Raw genomic sequence first — 16,426 nt, 5'->3', positions numbered from 1 at the left:
CCTGGCGGGAGACCGGACCCAGGGCTCGCAACAGTACTCCATTTGGGCCACGTGCGTGGATTGGCGCGCCGCCGAACTTCTGGCAACAACCGCTCTCCAACCGCCGGTTGCCCGTTTCCAGGGATCTTGAACGTGGCGTACTTCACGTAATCCCCGGAAACGGAACCAATTGTTTCGTTCGTACGTCCCCTTCTTGCGTGGCCGGTCGAACAAGTACCGGAAGGGCGGGGCCACTTCGCCTGCCCGTCGCCGCCCCGGTCGCTGCGCCGCCTACTGACCCAGAACCCGCCGCAGGTAGTCGTTCTGGAACAGCCGGTCCGGGTCGAGCCGGTCCCGCAGCGCCGTGAACTCGCCGAAGCGCGGGTAGACCTCGGCGAAGTAGCCCGCGTCCCGGGTGTGCACCTTGCCCCAGTGCGGGCGCCCCTCGTGCGCGGTGAAGATCCGCTCGGCGGCCGTGAAGTACGCCTGGTACGGGGTGCCTCGGAACATGTGCACGGCGATGTAGGCGCTGTCGCGGGCGGACGCGGTGGACAGGGCGATGTCGTCGGCGGGGGCGGTGCGGACCTCGACCGGGAAGTTGATCCTGAGATCGGAACGGTCGACCGTCGCCTTGAGTTCCCGCAGCGTGTCCGCCAGCGCCTCGCGCGGAACGGCGTACTCCATCTCCACGAACGGCACGCGGCGCGGTGATGTGAAGACCTTGTACGGGATGTCGGTGTAGGACCGTGCGGACAGCGCCGTGCTGGAGATCCGGGCGACGGTCGGCACGACGGTGGGCACGGCGCGGCCGAGCAACTGGGCGGCGTGGAAGACACCGTTGGAGAGGAACTCGTCCTCGAACCAGCCGGCCAGCCGACCCACCGGCTGAGGCGGCCCCGCGCTGCGGTTGTTGCGCTTGGTGTTGGTGTTGCCCGTGTGCGGGAACCAGTAGAACTCGAAGTGCTCGTTCTCGGACCACAGCTGGTCGAACTCGGCGAGGACCCGGTCCAGCGACATCGGCTCCTCGCGCGCGGTGAGCAGGAAGAGCGGCTCCACGGCGAAGGTGATCGCGGTGACGATGCCGAGGGCGCCCAGTCCGATCCGGGCGGCCGCGAAGACCTCCGGATTCTCCTTCTCCGAACACGTCAGCACCGACCCGTCGGCGGTGACCAGTTCGAGCTCCCTGATCTGGGCGGCGAGCGAGGCGGACTCGCGGCCGGTGCCGTGGGTGCCGGTGCTGGTGGCCCCGGAGACCGTCTGCTCCATGATGTCGCCCATGTTGGTCAGCGACAGGCCCTCACGGGCCAGGGCCATGTTGAGTCTCTTGAGCGGGGTGCCTGCCTCGACCGTGACGGTCATGGCTTTCCGGTCGATGTCGCGGATGCCCGTCAACAGTTGAGGGCGGATCGAGAGACCGTCGGTGGCGGCGATCGCGGTGAAGGAGTGACCGCTGCCGACCGCCTTCACCTTCAGGCCGTCCTCCGCCGCCTGCCGTACGGCGGCGGCCAGCTCGTCCACGGAGGCGGGTGTGGCCTCCCGGGCGGGGCGGACGGTGACGTTCCCTCCCCAGTTACGCCACGTGCCGCTCTTGCCGCTCGCTGTACTGCCCAACGGTGCCTCCCCGACGCGTGACCGGCCTGTTGAGCCGGCGGTACCCGAGGAAACCGACCGCGACCGCGACGGCCCCGGACACGGCCGGAACCCCGTACCCGGCACGGGCGCCGGCCGCGTCGATCACCCAGCCGGCGACCGAGGAGCCGAGCGCCACCCCGACCGCGAGGCCGGTGCTCACCCAGGTCATGCCCTCGGTGAGCTTCGCGCGAGGTACGTGCTCTTCGATGAGGGACATCGTCGTGATCATCGTCGGTGCGATGGACAGGCCCGAAACGAACAGCGCCACGGCCAGAAGCGGCAAGTTTCCGACCAGTAGGAGGGGGATCATACTCACGGCCATCGCACATATGCCCAGCAGCCACCTGCGTTCCGGCTTCCCCGCGAACCGCATCAGGCCGAAGACCACGCCGGCCGCGCAGGACCCGGCCGCGTACAGGGCCAGGACCACGCTGGAGGCCCCCTTGTGGCCGCGCTCGTCGGCGAAGGCGACGGTCACCACGTCCACCGCCCCGAAGATCGCTCCGGTGGCCACGAAGGTCGCCACCAGCACCTGGAGGCCGGGGGCGCGCAGCGCCGAACCGCCGCCGTGGTGCTCGCGCGGGTGCGGCCGCGGTTCGGTGGCGCGCTGGGCGGTGAGCCAGAGGACGCCGGCCGCGAGGAAACCGGCGGCCAGCAGCGGGCCCGCCTCCGGGAACCAGACCGTGGACAGCCCGATGGAGATGATCGGCCCGAAGATGAAGCAGATCTCGTCCACCACCGACTCGAACGAGTAGGCGGTGTGCAACTGCGGGGTGCCCCGGTACAGGGTGGCCCAGCGGGCCCGGATCATCGCGCCGAGGCTCGGCACCGCGCCGATCCCGGCGGCGCACACGAACAGCGCCCAGTCCGGCCACCCGTAGTGCGCGGCGGACAGCAGTCCGGCCGCCGCCGCGAGCGCGAGCAGCGTCGCGGGACGCAGTACCCGGCGCTGGCCGTACTGGTCGACCAGCCGGGACACCTGCGGGCCGATCGCGGCGGCGGACAGCGCGATGGTCGCGGAGAGCGCGCCCGCGAGGCCGTACCGCCCGGTCAGCTGGGAGATCATCGTGACCACGCCGATGCCCATCATCGACAGCGGCATCCGGCCGACGAAGCCGGCGGCGGAGAAGGCCTTGGTGCCGGGGGCGGCGAACAGGGCGCGGTAGGGGCTGGGCACGGGGGGTCTCCGACGACTGGGTAAGGCGTGACTGCGGCTGATACAGCTTACGAGCGAGGAGGCCCGGACGCACCTGTCGGGTACCGGGGATAAACCTCCCGAATCCGACTCTTCACCCTCCTGTTTCCGGGCCGTCAGTGCCGGGTGGCAGGATCGGCTCATGCCAGACGCGCTCGATGCCACCCCCTACGACGCCCTGCTCCTGCTCTCCTTCGGCGGCCCGGAAGGCCCGGACGACGTGGTGCCGTTCCTGGAGAACGTGACCCGCGGGCGCGGTATCCCGAAGGAACGCCTCAAGGAGGTCGGGCAGCACTACTTCCTGTTCGGCGGGATCAGCCCGATCAACGACCAGAACCGCGCCCTGCTGGACGCCCTGCGCAAGGACTTCGCCGAGCACGGCCTGCACCTGCCGGTCTACTGGGGCAACCGCAACTGGGCCCCGTACCTGACGGACACCCTGCGGGAGATGGTCGCCGACGGCCGCCGCCGCGTCCTGGTGCTCGCCACCAGCGCCTACGCCTCCTACTCGGGCTGCCGCCAGTACCGCGAGAACCTCGCCGACTCCCTGGCCGCGCTGGAGGCCGAGGGTCTCGAACCGCCGAAGGTCGACAAGCTGCGGCACTACTTCAACCACCCCGGCTTCCTCGCCCCGATGATCGACGGCGTGCTGGACTCGCTCGCGGACCTCCCCGAGGACGTCCGCGCGGGCGCCCACATCGCGTTCACGACCCACTCCGTCCCGACCGCGAGCGCCGACACCTCGGGCCCCGTCGAGGCCCACGGAGAGGGCGGCGCCTACGTCGAGGAGCACCTGGAGGTGGCCGAGCTGATCGCCGCGGCGGTCCGCGAGCGCACCGGCCGTGACCACCCCTGGCGGCTCGTCTACCAGTCCCGCTCCGGTGCCCCCCACATCCCCTGGCTGGAGCCCGACATCTGCGACCACCTGGCGGACCTGCACGGCGCCGGCGTCCCGGCCGTCGTCATGGCCCCCATCGGCTTCGTCTCCGACCACATGGAGGTCCTCTACGACCTCGACACGGAGGCCAGGGCCAAGGCCGAGGAGCTGGGGCTGCCCGTACGGCGGTCCGCGACCGTCGGGGACGACCCGAGGTTCGCCGCCGCCGTCCGGGACCTGGTCCTGGAGCGCGCGGCGGTGGAGAGCGGGCGCGAGGTCACGCCGTGCGCCCTGGGAACGCTCGGCGCGAGCCACGACCTCTGCCCGGTCGGCTGCTGCCCGGCGCGGTCCGCCCGCCCGGCCGCCGCGGGCGCCGACAGCCCCTACGCGTGAGGAACCCCGTGACCGACCCCCTGCACACGGAGCTGCTGGACCTCGCCCGGGAGGCGGCCGCCCGCGCGGGCGAGCTGCTGCGGGACGGCCGCCCGGCCGATCTCTCCGTGGCCCGGACCAAGTCCAGCCCGATCGACGTCGTGACCGAGATGGACATCGCGGCGGAGAAACTCATCACCGACCTGATCTCCGGCCACCGACCCGACGACGGCTTCCTCGGTGAGGAGGGCGCCTCGTCCGAGGGGACCAGCGGGGTCCGCTGGGTGATCGACCCGCTCGACGGCACGGTCAACTACCTGTACGGGCTGCCGACCTGGGCGGTGTCCATCGCCGCCGAGATCGGCGGCGAGACCGTGGCCGGGGTGGTGGCGGCGCCGATGCGCGGCGAGACCTACCACGCGGTGCGCGGGGCCGGGGCCTGGGCGACCGGGGCGTGGGAGGGCGAGCGGGCACTGGTCTGCCGGCCGGCCGCGCCCCTGTCCGAGGCCCTGGTCTCCACGGGCTTCAACTACGTGACGAACGTCCGCACCCACCAGGCCGAGGTGGCCGCCCGGCTGATCCCGCTGCTCCGTGACATCCGCCGCAGCGGCTCGGCCGCGATCGACCTGTGCGACGTGGCCGGCGGCCGGCTGGACGGGTACTTCGAGCGCGGCCTGAACGCGTGGGACTGGGGCGCGGGCGACCTGATCGCGCGGGAGGCGGGCGCCCTGACGGGTGGCCGCCCCGGAGAACGCCCGAACCGCGATCTGACGGTCGCGGGTACCCCCGGCGTCTTCGAGCCCCTCCAGAGCCTGCTGGAGGACTTCGGAGCCTGGCACGACTGACGGCGGGCAACCGGAGACCGAACACCGTGGCGCCGGCAGGAATCGAACGCGTGGCGACGGGTAGAGGACCGGATACGAGCAGGGCCCCGGCGCTGGATTCGCCGGGGCCCTGCTCTCGTGCCGGTGTGCCGCTGCGGAGCTGTCAGACGCTGGTCGCGCCGACTTCCACGCCGTGTTCGGCGGCGAGGCGGCGCAGGTCGTCGAGCTCGGCCTGCTCCACTTCGACGAGGAAGTCGTCGCCCTCGTCGCGAGCTCGGGTGATGTCGGACTCGGTCGCCTTTATGCGCTGGAGAAGTCCTGTCGTGAATGCGTCCATGCTGCGCCCCCTCGTCCTGGGTCGTGGGTCGGGTGGCACGGGGGTGTGCCGTCGGGAAGGGGCGATCACGTCTTCGCGGGTGCCCAGCGCTGCCCTGCTGGGCGGCGACGGTGCCGGACACCCCCATCGTCCGCTCTGCCGTAGCGGCGACGTACGTACCGCATGGTGCTGCGGCACATGCAGAGCGTGATCGCGGGGTGTACATGCCGTCCTCCCCCCGCTCCCTTCCGTGGAAACCTCAACCGCAGGAGAAAATCTCGCATTCCCGCCCCACGGCCCCGGATCCGGCTGCCGGGCCCCCGTCTTACTGCCGACTTATGGCCGAAAAGGGCAGGATGGAGCCACCACATCCCATGGAGATCCCTGCCCGGGTGCGCCGGTGCGCGCTACGCGGGTGGACAGAGGAAGGACAAGCGACGTGCGCGTACTCGTCGTCGAGGACGAGCAACTGCTCGCCGATGCGGTGGCCACCGGACTGCGCCGGGAGGCCATGGCCGTCGACGTCGTGTACGACGGTGCGGCCGCCCTGGAGCGCATCGGCGTCAACGACTACGACGTGGTCGTCCTCGACCGCGACCTCCCCCTCGTGCACGGCGACGACGTCTGCCGCAAGATCGTGGAGCTGGGCATGCCCACGCGCGTGCTGATGCTCACCGCGTCGGGTGACGTCAGCGACCGCGTCGAGGGTCTGGAGATCGGCGCCGACGACTATCTCCCCAAGCCTTTCGCGTTCAGCGAGCTCATCGCGCGCGTGCGTGCCCTCGGCCGCCGTACCAGCGTGCCGCTGCCGCCCGTCCTGGAGCGGGCCGGCATCAAGCTCGACCCGAACCGCCGTGAGGTCTTCCGGGACGGCAAGGAAGTCCAGCTCGCGCCGAAGGAGTTCGCCGTCCTGGAGGTGCTGATGCGCAGCGAGGGCGCGGTGGTCAGCGCCGAGCAGCTCCTCGAGAAGGCCTGGGACGAGAACACCGACCCCTTCACCAACGTGGTCCGGGTGACGGTGATGACCCTGCGCCGCAAGCTGGGCGAGCCCCCCGTCATCGTCACCGTGCCCGGCTCGGGTTACCGGATCTGATGAACGTGGCGACCACTCCCGCACCCCCGCAGGCCCCCCCGAAGCCCACCTGGGACCCCCGGCGGCCGCAGCCGGTCTTCCCGTGGCTGCGTCCCACCATCCGGATACGGCTCACCCTGCTGTACGGCGGCATGTTCCTGATCGCAGGCATCCTGCTGCTGTCGATCATCTACCTGCTGGCCGCGCAGGCGATCAGCACCGGCAACCAGCCGCTGTTCAAGATCGTCGGCTTCGAGAAGCTCCAGGTCTCCAGCGACAACTGCCCGACGGTCGCCAGTTCCAGCCTCCAGCTGTCGGACTTCAACTCCGCGATCGCCCAGTGCATGGACCACCAGCGCCAGGCGGCCCTGGACAACCTGCTCAGCCGCTCGCTGCTGGCCCTGCTGGGCCTGGCCGTGATCGCCTTCGCGTTCGGCTACGCGATGGCCGGCCGGGTGCTGTCCCCGCTCGGCCGCATCACCCGCACAGCCCGCGCGGTGGCCGGCTCGGACCTGTCCCGCCGTATCGAGCTGGACGGCCCGGACGACGAGCTCAAGGAGCTCGCGGACACCTTCGACGACATGCTGGAGCGGCTGCAACGCGCCTTCACGGCCCAGCAGCGCTTCGTCGGCAACGCCTCCCACGAGCTGCGCACACCCCTGGCGATCAACCGCACACTCCTGGAGGTGCACCTCTCCGACCCGGACGCGCCCGTGGAACTGCAACAGCTCGGCAAGACCCTGCTGGCCACCAACGAGCGCAGCGAGCAGCTCGTGGAGGGCCTGCTGCTGCTCGCCCGCAGCGACAACCAGATCGTCGAGCGCAAGCCGGTCGACCTGGCCGAGGTGGCCTCCCAGGCCGTCGACCAGGTGCACGCCGAGGCGGAGGCGAAGGGCGTCGAGATCAGGGGGCAGCGCAAGCCCGCGGTGGTCCAGGGCAACGGTGTGCTGCTGGAGCGGATCGCGCTGAACCTGTTGCAGAACGCGGTGCGCTACAACGTGGCCGAGGACGGCTGGGTGGAGGTCACCACCGAGGTGCAGCACGGGCAGGCGGTACTGTCCGTGTCGAACACCGGTCCGGTGGTGCCGGCGTACGAGATCGACAACCTCTTCGAACCCTTCAGACGGCTCCGTACCGAGCGCACGGGCAGCGACAAGGGTGTGGGCCTGGGGTTGTCCATCGTCCGCTCCGTGGCGCGCGCGCACGGCGGTCACATCACCGCCCAGCCGCGCGAGGGCGGTGGGCTGGTGATGAGGGTCACGCTGCCGGTCTGACGTCGTTGCAAGATCGCGACACTCGCGAGGGATGTTCGCTTTGCGCGGAATTTTTTTCCGGCGTGGCGCGCTCCCTCGTGTGTGATCGATCACAACGGCGGATTTCCGGCCATCTACTCTCCGTGATCATGGTCAGGGGAATAAAGGCGGGAAAATCCCTGTTTTCAGGGGTCTTGATCACGGGAAGTACAGGGTGAGGCGCCTTTGAGGTGTCTCGTCAGGACCGTGTACGGTCCCCATCGCCATTCAACCTGATCACTCTTGAGGGGTCCGGTTGGGTGTCGATTGAGTAACAGACCTTGATGTGAGGCAAAATCTCCGCCTCGGGTCGGGCACAAGTCCGGCCTCTCACGCGTTACGTGCGCTGGAGACACCGCAGACACCCAGAGGGGGAGAGCGACATGGCAACCGATTACGACACTCCACGCAAGACCGACGACGACGTCGACTCGGACAGCCTTGAAGAGCTGAAGGCCCGGCGGAACGACAAGTCCACGTCCGCAGTGGACGTCGACGAGTTCGAAGCCGCGGAAGGCCTTGAGCTGCCCGGTGCAGACCTCTCGAACGAGGAACTGGCCGTCCGGGTGCTGCCCAAGCAGCAGGACGAGTTCACCTGCATGAGCTGCTTCCTGGTGCACCACCGCAGCCAGCTGGCCCGGGAGAAGAACGGTCAGCCGATCTGCCGCGACTGCGACTGAGGGCGGGTCGGGCATGACTGGCTCGACCCCACCTCGGAAGCGCCGTTTCCCCCTGCGGGGAGCGGACTCAGGGCCGTCCGACGGCCCGCGCGCGCGTGACATCGAGCGAGGCTCGCCCGATCCGGGAGCCTCGCTCGAACCGGCGGCCGACCGGGGTGACCTCCCGGCGCCGGCGGACGAACCCGCGCCCGTCGCCAGACGACGGGCGGCGGCCATCGGCGGCAAGGCCGTGCAGATGGCCCGGGAAGGGGCCCGTAAGGGCGGCAGCCGGGCGAAAGCCGGGCTGGCGTACCTGGCGGACCGGATCATCGAGATCGCCCCGCGTGTCCCCGTACGTGACCTCGCGACCCTGCGTCGGCAGTTCCCGGGCCTCGGGCCCGAGCAGCTCGCCGACAAACTGGTGGCGGGCGCCGCGGGCGCGACCTCGGCGGTCGGAGCCGGGGTCGGCGCGGCGGCGATGCTGCCCGTGCCGCCGGCCATGCCGACCGAGCTGGCCGCGGAGATCACCGGGGTGGCGGCGATCGAGCTCAAGCTGATCGCCGAGCTCCACGAGGTGTACGGCGTGCGGCCGCCGGGGAACGTGAAGGCCCGCAGTACCGCGTATCTGTCCTCCTGGTCGGGGGAGCGCGGGATCGACGTGATGAAGCCGGCGTCGATCAACAACGCCCTCGGCGGGCAGATGAAGCGCGAGCTGCGCCAGCAGATCATGAAGCGGATGGTCCGGGACCTGCCCAACCTGATGCCGTTCATGGTCGGCGCCGCGGTGGGCGCGGTCATGAACCGCCGGGACACCAGGAAGCTCGCGGAGCGCATCCGCAAGGACCTGAGAAAGATCCAGGTGTCGTGGGAGGACCTGCCGGAGCTGCCGCCGCTGGAGAAGCCGGCCGAGCCGCTGCCGATCGCCCAACTGCCGGAGGACTTCGGCGCCTGAGCGCCTGACGGCCCCCCGGCGCCTGAGCGCCTGACCGGCCGCCCCCCGGCGCGCTACGCCTGTGCCGTCCGCGCGGTCCCGGTCGTCCCCGCGGTCCGGGCCTCCTCGATCGCCGCCGCCAGGGCCTCCGGCTGCCGCGTCGACAGGTACAGGTACGGCGTCGGGTCCTGCGGGTCGGTGACCTCCACGCGCAGGGCCGTGGGGATGTAGGCGCGCAGCAGCAGGAACGCGCGTACGTCGGCCTTGTACGTGCGCCAGGCGCGCGCCTCCTCGGGGTCCATGACGTGCGACTCGCCCAGCGCCGACACCGGGATCTTCGCCTCGCCCGCGATCAGCGAGTCGCCCACCAGGCGGATCCGCTGGGAGCCGTACGAGCTGGCCACCACCGCTGCCGCCGCCGTGCCGCCGGCCAGGCCGCCGAGCGCCGGCAGGGTGCCGAAGGGCAGCAGGATCAGGGCGAACGAGACGCCGACCAGGAAGCTGATGAACCACCACGACCGGGGCGCGGTGAGGCGTTCTTCGTACGGGGTGGCGGAGAGCTGCATGGAACCTAGCTTGGCACGGTGTCCGGATTCACCGGACGCGCGGGTAAGGTCTGCGGCTGTGAGTGGTAGTTCCGCAGCTCTTCAGCCTCCTGCCAGTGCCCGGAAACCGGAGCGGCACCCCGATGCGCCCGCGCCCGGCGAGGTCATCGGCGCACACTACGAACACTGTTTCGGCTGCGGTCACGGGCAGACGCACGGGCTGCACCTGGAGGCACGGGCCGGCGAGGGGCTCTCCCTCACTGCGGAGTTCACCGTGCGCCCCGCCCACCAGGGCGCTCCGGGCCTCGCGCACGGCGGGGTGCTCGCCACCGCCCTGGACGAGACGCTCGGCTCGCTGAACTGGCTGCTGCGGAAGATCGCCGTCACCGGACGGCTGGAGACGGACTTCGTGCGGCCGGTGCCCGTGGGCACCACGCTCCACCTGGCGGCCGAGGTGGTCGCCGTGGCCGGCCGGAAGATCTACTCGACCGCCACCGGCCGTGTGGACGGCCCGGAGGGCCCCGTCGCCGTCCGCGCGGACGCCCTCTTCATCGAGGTGCCGGTGGAGCACTTCACCGAGAACGGCCGCAAGGAAGAGATCCAGGCCGCCATGAGCGACCCGGACCGGACCAGGCGCGCCCGCGCCTTCGAGGTGAACCCGTGAGCCCCGCCCCCCTGAACGTGCTGCTCCGCCGCGTCGACCCCGAGGTACCGCTTCCGGCGTACGAGCACCCCGGTGACGCGGGCGCCGATCTGCGCACCACCGAGGCGTGCGAGCTGGAGCCGGGAGAACGGGCCGTACTGCCCACGGGGGTGTCGATCGCCCTCCCGGACGGGTACGCGGCCTTCGTGCACCCGCGTTCGGGGCTCGCCGCCCGGTGCGGTGTGGCCCTCGTGAATGCCCCGGGGACGATTGATGGCGGGTACCGTGGGGAGATCAAGGTGATCGTGGTGAATCTCGACCCGCGCGAGGCCGTGCGGTTCGAGCGCTTCGACCGGATTGCCCAACTGGTCGTCCAGCAGGTCGAGAGGGTCCGCTTCCAGGAGGTCGCGGAACTTCCCGGATCTGTGCGGGCCGAGGGGGGCTTCGGGTCCACCGGCGGTCATGCCGCGGTGGGCGACGTGAGCGGCACAAACGGTCAGGCCGCCGAGGGCGGTCGGACGGGTGGGAATCGATACGCTTCGGTCGTATCCGACCGGGAAGGACAGTGACGTGTTCGGACGTCGCAACAAGAAGGGTGCCGCCGAGGACGCGGCCGGCGAGGCCGAGCAGGTCGTCGACAGCGTCGACACCGAGGCGGACGAGGAAGAGGGCGAGCGCGAGCGCGTGCGCCTGGAGCCGGAGCCCCGGCCCGACGGGCCGTGGGACGCCACCGAGGTGCGCGAGCCCGGCGAGGGCCGGGTGGACCTCGGCGGTCTGTTCGTGCCCGGCGTGGACGGTATGGAGCTCCGGGTCGAGGTCGCGGGTGACGCGATCGTCGCGGCGACCGTCGTCCTGCGCGACAGCGCCGTCCAGCTCCAGGCCTTCGCCGCGCCCAAGCGCGAGGGCATCTGGAGCGAGGTGCGCGAGGAGATCGGCTCCGGCATCACCCAGCAGGGCGGCATCGTCGACGAGGTCGAGGGTCCGCTGGGCTGGGAGCTGCGGGCCCAAGTGCCGGTGCAGCTGCCGGACGGCACCGGCGGCTTCCAGGTCGTGCGGTTCGTGGGTGTGGACGGGCCGCGCTGGTTCCTGCGCGGTGTGATCTCCGGGCAGGGAGCTGTGCAGCCGCAGGCCGCCGGGCTCCTGGAGCAGATCTTCCGGGACACCGTCGTGGTCCGCGGCGAGGGCCCGATGGCTCCCCGGGACCCGATCGTCCTGAAGCTCCCGAACGACGCGCAGATGGTCCCCGAGGGCGTCCAGCAGGAGGAGTCCTCGCGTTTCTCCGGCGGCATGGGCCAGCTCCAGCGCGGACCGGAGATCACCGAGGTCCGGTAACCGGCGGACGTCGCAAGCGGCAAGGGCCGTACCCCGCACAGGGGGTGCGGCCCTTTCGTGTGCGTGACCCCTTGACGGCACATTGGTCTGTACCTACCGTCTCGGCCCAACGCGCCTGTTCATAAAGGCGCTTTGCGTTCACATACGAGAACGGAAGGCCTTCACGCATGCGCAGAACCCCACTCCTCGCGGCGGTCGTCGCCCTCGTCGCCGCCTTCCTGTCCTGGCCCGCCCAGGCCGCCCCCAGCACCTTCGTGCACCCCGGAGTCACCGTCTCCAGGGCCCAGCTGGACTTCGCCCGCACCGAGGTGCTGGCCGGCGCCCAGCCCTGGAAGGCGGCCTACGACCAGATGATGGCCAGCAAGTACGCCGACCTGAACCGCACGCCCGCGCCCCGGGCGACGGTGGAGTGCGGGTCGTACTCGAACCCGAACTACGGCTGCACCGACGAGCGCGAGGACGCGATCGCCGCCTACACCGACGCCCTCGCCTGGTACATCACCAAGGACGCCCGGTACGCCCAGAAGGCCATCCAGATCATGGACGCCTGGTCGTCCACCATCACCAGCCACACCAACAGCAACGCGCCGCTCCAGACCGGCTGGGCCGGCTCCTCCTGGCCCAAGGCAGCCGAGATCATCAAGTACACGTACACCGGCACCTGGGCCAACCAGGCCCGCTTCGCCACCATGCTCCGCAACGTCTATCTGCCGGTGGTCATCAAGGGCTCCAACTCCAACGGCAACTGGGAGCTGACGATGACGGAGGCCGCCGTGGGCATCTCCGTCTTCCTGGAGGACAAGACGTCGTACGACACGGCCATGGCCAGGTTCCGCACCCGCGCGGCCGCCTACGTCTACCTGGCCTCCGACGGGTCGGTGCCGAAGACCGTGCCCAGCCAGAACCTCGACACCACCGCCAAGATCGTCTCCTACTGGCAGGGCCAGTCCACCTTCGTCACCGGCCTCACCCAGGAGACCTGCCGGGACTTCACGCACACCGGGTACGGCATCTCCTCGATCTCGCACATCGCCGAGACCAGCCGCATCCAGGGCGAGGACCTCTACGGCACGGACGTCGGTGAGCGGCTGCGCCAGGCGCTCGGCTTCCAGGCCAAGTACCAGCTGGGCACCGCCGTCCCCAGCTGGCTCTGCGGCGGCTCCCTGAACCTCGGCCTCGGCCCCGTCACCGAGGTCGGCTACAACGCCCTCCACAACCGGCTCGGCATCGCCATGACCAACACCCAGACGCTCACCCAGAACAACCGCCCCGCGGGCACCAACAACCTCTTCGTCGCCTGGGAGACCCTCACGCACGGCGACAACCCCAGCTGAGCCGCCGCACCGGGGCGCCGGACCCGCACACCGGCGCCCATCAGGGTTGCGTCAAAGATGCCCGCCCTCCCGCCCTCCGTCCCGTTCACCGCGATGGTTGGCCGTAAGGTCGACGCTGCGTAGGCGGCAGTCACGGGAAGACAATGGGACCATGGCACGCGGCAGGCTTCGGATCTATCTCGGTGCGGCACCGGGCGTGGGCAAGACCTACGCCATGCTCTCCGAGGCGCACCGGCGCGCGGAGCGCGGCACCGACTGCGTGGTCGCCTTCGTCGAGCACCACGAGCGGCCGCGCACCGAGGTGATGCTGCACGGCCTGGAGCAGGTGCCGCGCCGGGAACTCGAGTACCGGGGCGCCGCCTTCACCGAGATGGACGTCGACGCCGTACTGAGCCGCGCCCCCGCCGTCGCGCTGGTGGACGAACTCGCCCACACCAACGTCCCCGGCTCCCGCAACGCCAAGCGCTGGCAGGACGTCGAGGAACTGCTGGCCGCCGGGATCGACGTCGTCTCGACCGTCAACATCCAGCACCTGGAGTCCCTCGGCGACGTCGTCGAGTCCATCACCGGCGTGCGCCAGCGCGAGACCGTGCCCGACGAGGTGGTACGGCGCGCGGAGCAGATCGAACTGGTCGACATGTCGCCCCAGGCGCTGCGCCGGCGCATGGCGCACGGCAACATCTACCAGCCGGACAAGGTCGACGCGGCCCTGTCCAACTACTTCCGGCCCGGCAACCTCACCGCCCTGCGCGAACTGGCGCTGCTGTGGGTCGCCGACCGGGCCGACGAGTACCTGAAGCAGTACCGCAGCGAGCACCGGGTGTCGGCGATCTGGGGCTCGCGGGAGCGGATCGTCGTCGGCCTCACCGGCGGCCCCGAGGGGCGCACGCTGATACGACGGGCCGCCCGGCTCGCCGAGAAGGGCGCCGGCGGCGAGGTGCTGGCCGTCTACATCTCCCGCAGCGACGGCCTGACCTCGGCCTCCCCGAAGGAACTCGCCGTCCAGCGCACCCTCGTCGAGGACCTCGGCGGCACCTTCCACCACGTGGTCGGCGAGGACATCCCCGCGGCCCTCCTCGACTTCGCGCGCGGGGTCAACGCCACCCAGATAGTCCTCGGCTCCTCGCGCCGCAAGGCCTGGCAGTACGTCCTCGGACCCGGCGTCGGCGCCACCGTGGCCCGCGAGTCCGGGCCCGACCTGGACGTCCACATCGTCACCCACGGCGAGGCCGGCAAGGGGCGCGGGCTGCCGGTGGCCCGGGGCGCGCGGCTCGGCCGCGGCCGGATCATCTCCGGCTGGATCGTCGGCCTGGCCGGGCCGGCCGTCATGGCGGTGCTGCTGAACACCGTCGACCTCGGCCTCGCCAACGACATGCTGCTGTTCCTGACCCTCACGGTCGCGGCCGCGCTGCTCGGCGGGCTCTTCCCGGCGCTGGCCTCGGCGGCCTTCGGCTCGCTGCTGCTGAACTACTTCTACACCCCGCCCCTGCACCGGCTGACCGTCGCCGACCCGAAGAACATCGTCGCCATCGTGATCTTCTTCGGGGTCGCGCTGTCCGTCGCCTCGGTCGTGGACCTCGCCGCCCGCCGCACCCACCAGGCGGCCCGGCTGCGCGCCGAGTCCGAGATCCTCTCCTTCCTCGCCGGCAACGTGCTGCGCGGCGAGACCAGCCTGGAGGAACTCCTCGAACGGGTCCGGGAGACCTTCGGCATGGAGTCCGCGGCGCTGCTGGAGCGGGCGGGCGACGTCGAGCCCTGGACCTGCGCCGGGCGGGCCGGCTTCGGACCCGCGCTGGAGAAGCCCGAGCAGGCCGACGTCGACATGCCCGTCGGCGACCACATGGCCCTCGCGCTGACCGGCCGGGTGCTGCCCGCCGAGGACCGCAGGGTGCTCGCCGCCTTCGCCGCCCAGGCCGCCGTCGTACTGGACCGCAGGCGGCTCCAGGAGGAGGCCGAGCAGGCCCGGGCGCTCGCCGAGGGCAACCGGATCCGCACCGCGCTGCTGGCCGCCGTCAGCCACGACCTGCGCACGCCCCTCGCCGGGATCAAGGCGGCGGTCACCTCGCTCCGCTCCGACGACGTGGCCTGGTCCGAGGAGGACCAGGCGGAACTCCTCGAAGGCATCGAGGAGGGCGCCGACCGGCTCGACCACCTCGTCGGCAACCTGCTCGACATGTCCCGGCTACAGACCGGCACGGTCACCCCGATCGTCCGCGAGATCGACCTCGACGAGGTGGTCCCGATGGCGCTGGTCGGCGTACCCGAGGGCAGCGTGGACCTGGACGTGCCGGAGAGCCTGCCGATGGTCGAGGCCGACGCCGGGCTCCTGGAGCGGTCGGTGGCCAACCTGGTCGAGAACGCCGTCAAGTACAGCCCGTACGACCGGCCTGTGCTCGTCTCCGCCAGTCCCATCGCGGACCGCGTGGAGGTGCGCATCGTGGACCGCGGGCCCGGCGTGCCCGACGACGCCAAGGAGCGCATATTCGAGCCCTTCCAGCGTTACGGTGACGCTCCGCGCGGTGCCGGGGTCGGACTCGGACTCGCGGTCGCCCGGGGCTTCGCCGAGGCGATGGGCGGCACCCTCAACGCCGAGGACACGCCCGGCGGCGGGCTGACCATGGTCCTCAGCCTCCGCGCGGCAGGATCGGTCACCGCGGCGGAAGCGGTGGCGGAAGCGGCGGACGAAGCGGCGGCAGCCGTGGCAGAACCGGAAAGGCAGGCCTCATGACCCGTGTGCTCGTGGTCGACGACGAGCCGCAGATCGTGCGCGCCCTCGTGATCAACCTGAAGGCCCGCAAGTACGAGGTCGACGCGGCCCCCGACGGCCGTACCGCCCTCGAACTGGCCGCCTCCCGCCACCCCGACGTGGTCGTCCTCGACCTCGGCCTGCCCGACATGGACGGCGTCGAGGTGATCAGAGGGCTGCGCGGCTGGACCCGGGTGCCGATCCTGGTCCTGTCGGCCCGCCACTCCTCCGACGAGAAGGTCGAGGCGCTCGACGCGGGCGCCGACGACTACGTCACCAAGCCCTTCGGCATGGACGAGCTGCTGGCCCGCCTGCGGGCCGCCGTCCGGCGCGCCGAGCCGGTCGACGGGGGCGGCGAGGACGACGTCCTGGTGGAGACCGAGGGGTTCACCGTCGACCTGGCCGCGAAGAAGGTCAACCGGGCCGGCCGGGACGTCCGGCTCACCCCGACCGAGTGGCACCTGCTGGAGGTGCTGGTCCGCAACACCGGCCGGCTGGTCAGCCAGAAGCAGCTGCTCCAGGAGGTGTGGGGGCCGTCGTACGGGACGGAGACCAACTACCTGCGGGTGTACATGGCCCAGCTGCGCAGGAAGCTGGAGGCGGACCCCTCCCACCCGAAGCACTTCATCACGGAACCGGGGATGGGCTACCGGTTCGAGAAGTGAGCTGGACTTCGG

The 16,426-nt window shown here is 71.1% G+C and carries 16 protein-coding genes; 12 read left to right on the top strand and 4 right to left on the bottom strand.

Annotated elements, in window-relative coordinates:
* Positions 1-270 precede the first annotated feature (270 nt).
* Together AAW13_RS11580 and AAW13_RS11575 are read right to left on the bottom strand one after the other, a co-directional pair.
* Entirely contained in the window at positions 271-1,590 is a 1,320-nt protein-coding gene (locus AAW13_RS11580) for a D-arabinono-1,4-lactone oxidase (RefSeq protein WP_046728697.1), read from the bottom strand.
* The gene (locus tag AAW13_RS11575; RefSeq protein WP_046728698.1) at positions 1,550-2,788 is read right to left on the bottom strand and encodes an MFS transporter; all 1,239 of its coding nucleotides are present in this window, start codon (positions 2,786-2,788) and stop codon (positions 1,550-1,552) included. The genes AAW13_RS11580 and AAW13_RS11575 overlap by 41 nt, the downstream gene beginning before the upstream one ends.
* Positions 2,789-2,948: 160 nt before the next feature.
* On the opposite strand from AAW13_RS11575, the gene AAW13_RS11570 reads away from it, so the two are divergent.
* Together AAW13_RS11570 and AAW13_RS11565 are read left to right on the top strand one after the other, a co-directional pair.
* Positions 2,949-4,076, top strand: a complete 1,128-nt coding sequence (locus tag AAW13_RS11570) for a ferrochelatase (protein WP_046728699.1) — start codon at positions 2,949-2,951, stop codon at positions 4,074-4,076.
* Positions 4,077-4,084: 8 nt separating this feature from the next.
* Positions 4,085-4,900, top strand: coding sequence for an inositol monophosphatase family protein (locus tag AAW13_RS11565; protein WP_046728700.1), 816 nt, complete (start codon positions 4,085-4,087; stop codon positions 4,898-4,900).
* Positions 4,901-5,042: 142 nt separating this feature from the next.
* Here the strand turns inward: AAW13_RS11565 and AAW13_RS45865 are convergent, their stop codons facing one another.
* On the bottom strand, positions 5,043-5,216 hold the full coding sequence (locus tag AAW13_RS45865) for a hypothetical protein (RefSeq protein WP_165939545.1): 174 nt from the start codon (positions 5,214-5,216) through the stop codon (positions 5,043-5,045).
* A gap of 418 nt (positions 5,217-5,634) precedes the next feature.
* Between AAW13_RS45865 and AAW13_RS11560 the strand changes: the two genes are divergently transcribed.
* The 4 genes from AAW13_RS11560 to AAW13_RS11545 all read left to right on the top strand — a co-directional run bounded on the left by AAW13_RS11560 (position 5,635) and on the right by AAW13_RS11545 (position 9,170).
* Positions 5,635-6,288, top strand: a complete 654-nt coding sequence (locus AAW13_RS11560) for a response regulator transcription factor (protein WP_003993508.1) — start codon at positions 5,635-5,637, stop codon at positions 6,286-6,288.
* Positions 6,289-6,293: 5 nt separating this feature from the next.
* Complete coding sequence (locus AAW13_RS11555; protein WP_046728769.1) at positions 6,294-7,541, top strand: sensor histidine kinase; 1,248 nt, start codon at positions 6,294-6,296, stop codon at positions 7,539-7,541.
* A gap of 401 nt (positions 7,542-7,942) precedes the next feature.
* The gene (locus tag AAW13_RS11550) at positions 7,943-8,239 is read left to right on the top strand and encodes a DUF4193 domain-containing protein (RefSeq protein WP_005481602.1); all 297 of its coding nucleotides are present in this window, start codon (positions 7,943-7,945) and stop codon (positions 8,237-8,239) included.
* A 13-nt stretch (positions 8,240-8,252) separates the two neighbouring features.
* Positions 8,253-9,170, top strand: a complete 918-nt coding sequence (locus tag AAW13_RS11545; RefSeq protein WP_206306194.1) for a hypothetical protein — start codon at positions 8,253-8,255, stop codon at positions 9,168-9,170.
* A 53-nt stretch (positions 9,171-9,223) separates the two neighbouring features.
* Here the strand turns inward: AAW13_RS11545 and AAW13_RS11540 are convergent, their stop codons facing one another.
* The gene (locus AAW13_RS11540; RefSeq protein ID WP_046728701.1) at positions 9,224-9,715 is read right to left on the bottom strand and encodes a DUF3093 domain-containing protein; all 492 of its coding nucleotides are present in this window, start codon (positions 9,713-9,715) and stop codon (positions 9,224-9,226) included.
* A 58-nt stretch (positions 9,716-9,773) separates the two neighbouring features.
* Here AAW13_RS11540 and AAW13_RS11535 point away from each other — a divergent pair, with 58 nt between their 5' ends.
* The 6 genes from AAW13_RS11535 to AAW13_RS11510 all read left to right on the top strand — a co-directional run bounded on the left by AAW13_RS11535 (position 9,774) and on the right by AAW13_RS11510 (position 16,414).
* A complete protein-coding gene (locus tag AAW13_RS11535) occupies positions 9,774-10,358 on the top strand; it encodes a PaaI family thioesterase (RefSeq protein WP_046728702.1) in 585 nt (194 codons plus the stop codon).
* On the top strand, positions 10,355-10,906 hold the full coding sequence (dut, locus tag AAW13_RS11530) for a dUTP diphosphatase (RefSeq protein WP_046728703.1): 552 nt from the start codon (positions 10,355-10,357) through the stop codon (positions 10,904-10,906). The genes AAW13_RS11535 and dut overlap by 4 nt, the downstream gene beginning before the upstream one ends.
* 1 nt (position 10,907) lies before the next feature.
* Entirely contained in the window at positions 10,908-11,669 is a 762-nt protein-coding gene (locus AAW13_RS11525; RefSeq protein ID WP_046728704.1) for a DUF3710 domain-containing protein, read from the top strand.
* A 167-nt stretch (positions 11,670-11,836) separates the two neighbouring features.
* Positions 11,837-13,003 carry an alginate lyase family protein gene (locus tag AAW13_RS11520; RefSeq protein ID WP_046728705.1) on the top strand — a complete coding sequence of 389 codons (1,167 nt, stop codon included), beginning with the start codon at positions 11,837-11,839 and terminating at the stop codon, positions 13,001-13,003.
* Positions 13,004-13,154: 151 nt separating this feature from the next.
* Positions 13,155-15,731 carry a sensor histidine kinase gene (locus AAW13_RS11515; RefSeq protein ID WP_046728706.1) on the top strand — a complete coding sequence of 859 codons (2,577 nt, stop codon included), beginning with the start codon at positions 13,155-13,157 and terminating at the stop codon, positions 15,729-15,731.
* Positions 15,728-16,414 (top strand): response regulator, encoded by a 687-nt coding sequence (locus tag AAW13_RS11510; RefSeq protein WP_046728707.1) that lies wholly within the window; start codon positions 15,728-15,730, stop codon positions 16,412-16,414. The genes AAW13_RS11515 and AAW13_RS11510 overlap by 4 nt, the downstream gene beginning before the upstream one ends.
* Positions 16,415-16,426 lie beyond the last annotated feature (12 nt).

This window comes from Streptomyces humi (genome assembly GCF_001005085.2).
GTDB lineage: Bacteria > Actinomycetota > Actinomycetes > Streptomycetales > Streptomycetaceae > Streptomyces > Streptomyces humi.
The sequence above is the reverse complement of the archived record's forward strand: the minus strand, read 5'-3'. Positions and strand labels throughout refer to the sequence as shown.

Excerpts from the sequence above, each read along its gene's own strand:
- AAW13_RS11570 (WP_046728699.1), top strand. The coding sequence starts at position 2,949 with ATGCCAGACGCGCTCGATGCCACCCCCTACGACGCCCTGCTCCTGCTC.
- AAW13_RS45865 (WP_165939545.1), bottom strand. The coding sequence starts at position 5,216 with ATGGACGCATTCACGACAGGACTTCTCCAGCGCATAAAGGCGACCGAG.
- AAW13_RS11550 (WP_005481602.1), top strand. The coding sequence starts at position 7,943 with ATGGCAACCGATTACGACACTCCACGCAAGACCGACGACGACGTCGAC.
- AAW13_RS11545 (WP_206306194.1), top strand. The coding sequence starts at position 8,253 with ATGACTGGCTCGACCCCACCTCGGAAGCGCCGTTTCCCCCTGCGGGGA.
- AAW13_RS11540 (WP_046728701.1), bottom strand. The coding sequence starts at position 9,715 with ATGCAGCTCTCCGCCACCCCGTACGAAGAACGCCTCACCGCGCCCCGG.
- AAW13_RS11520 (WP_046728705.1), top strand. The coding sequence starts at position 11,837 with ATGCGCAGAACCCCACTCCTCGCGGCGGTCGTCGCCCTCGTCGCCGCC.
- AAW13_RS11515 (WP_046728706.1), top strand. The coding sequence starts at position 13,155 with ATGGCACGCGGCAGGCTTCGGATCTATCTCGGTGCGGCACCGGGCGTG.
- AAW13_RS11510 (WP_046728707.1), top strand. The coding sequence starts at position 15,728 with ATGACCCGTGTGCTCGTGGTCGACGACGAGCCGCAGATCGTGCGCGCC.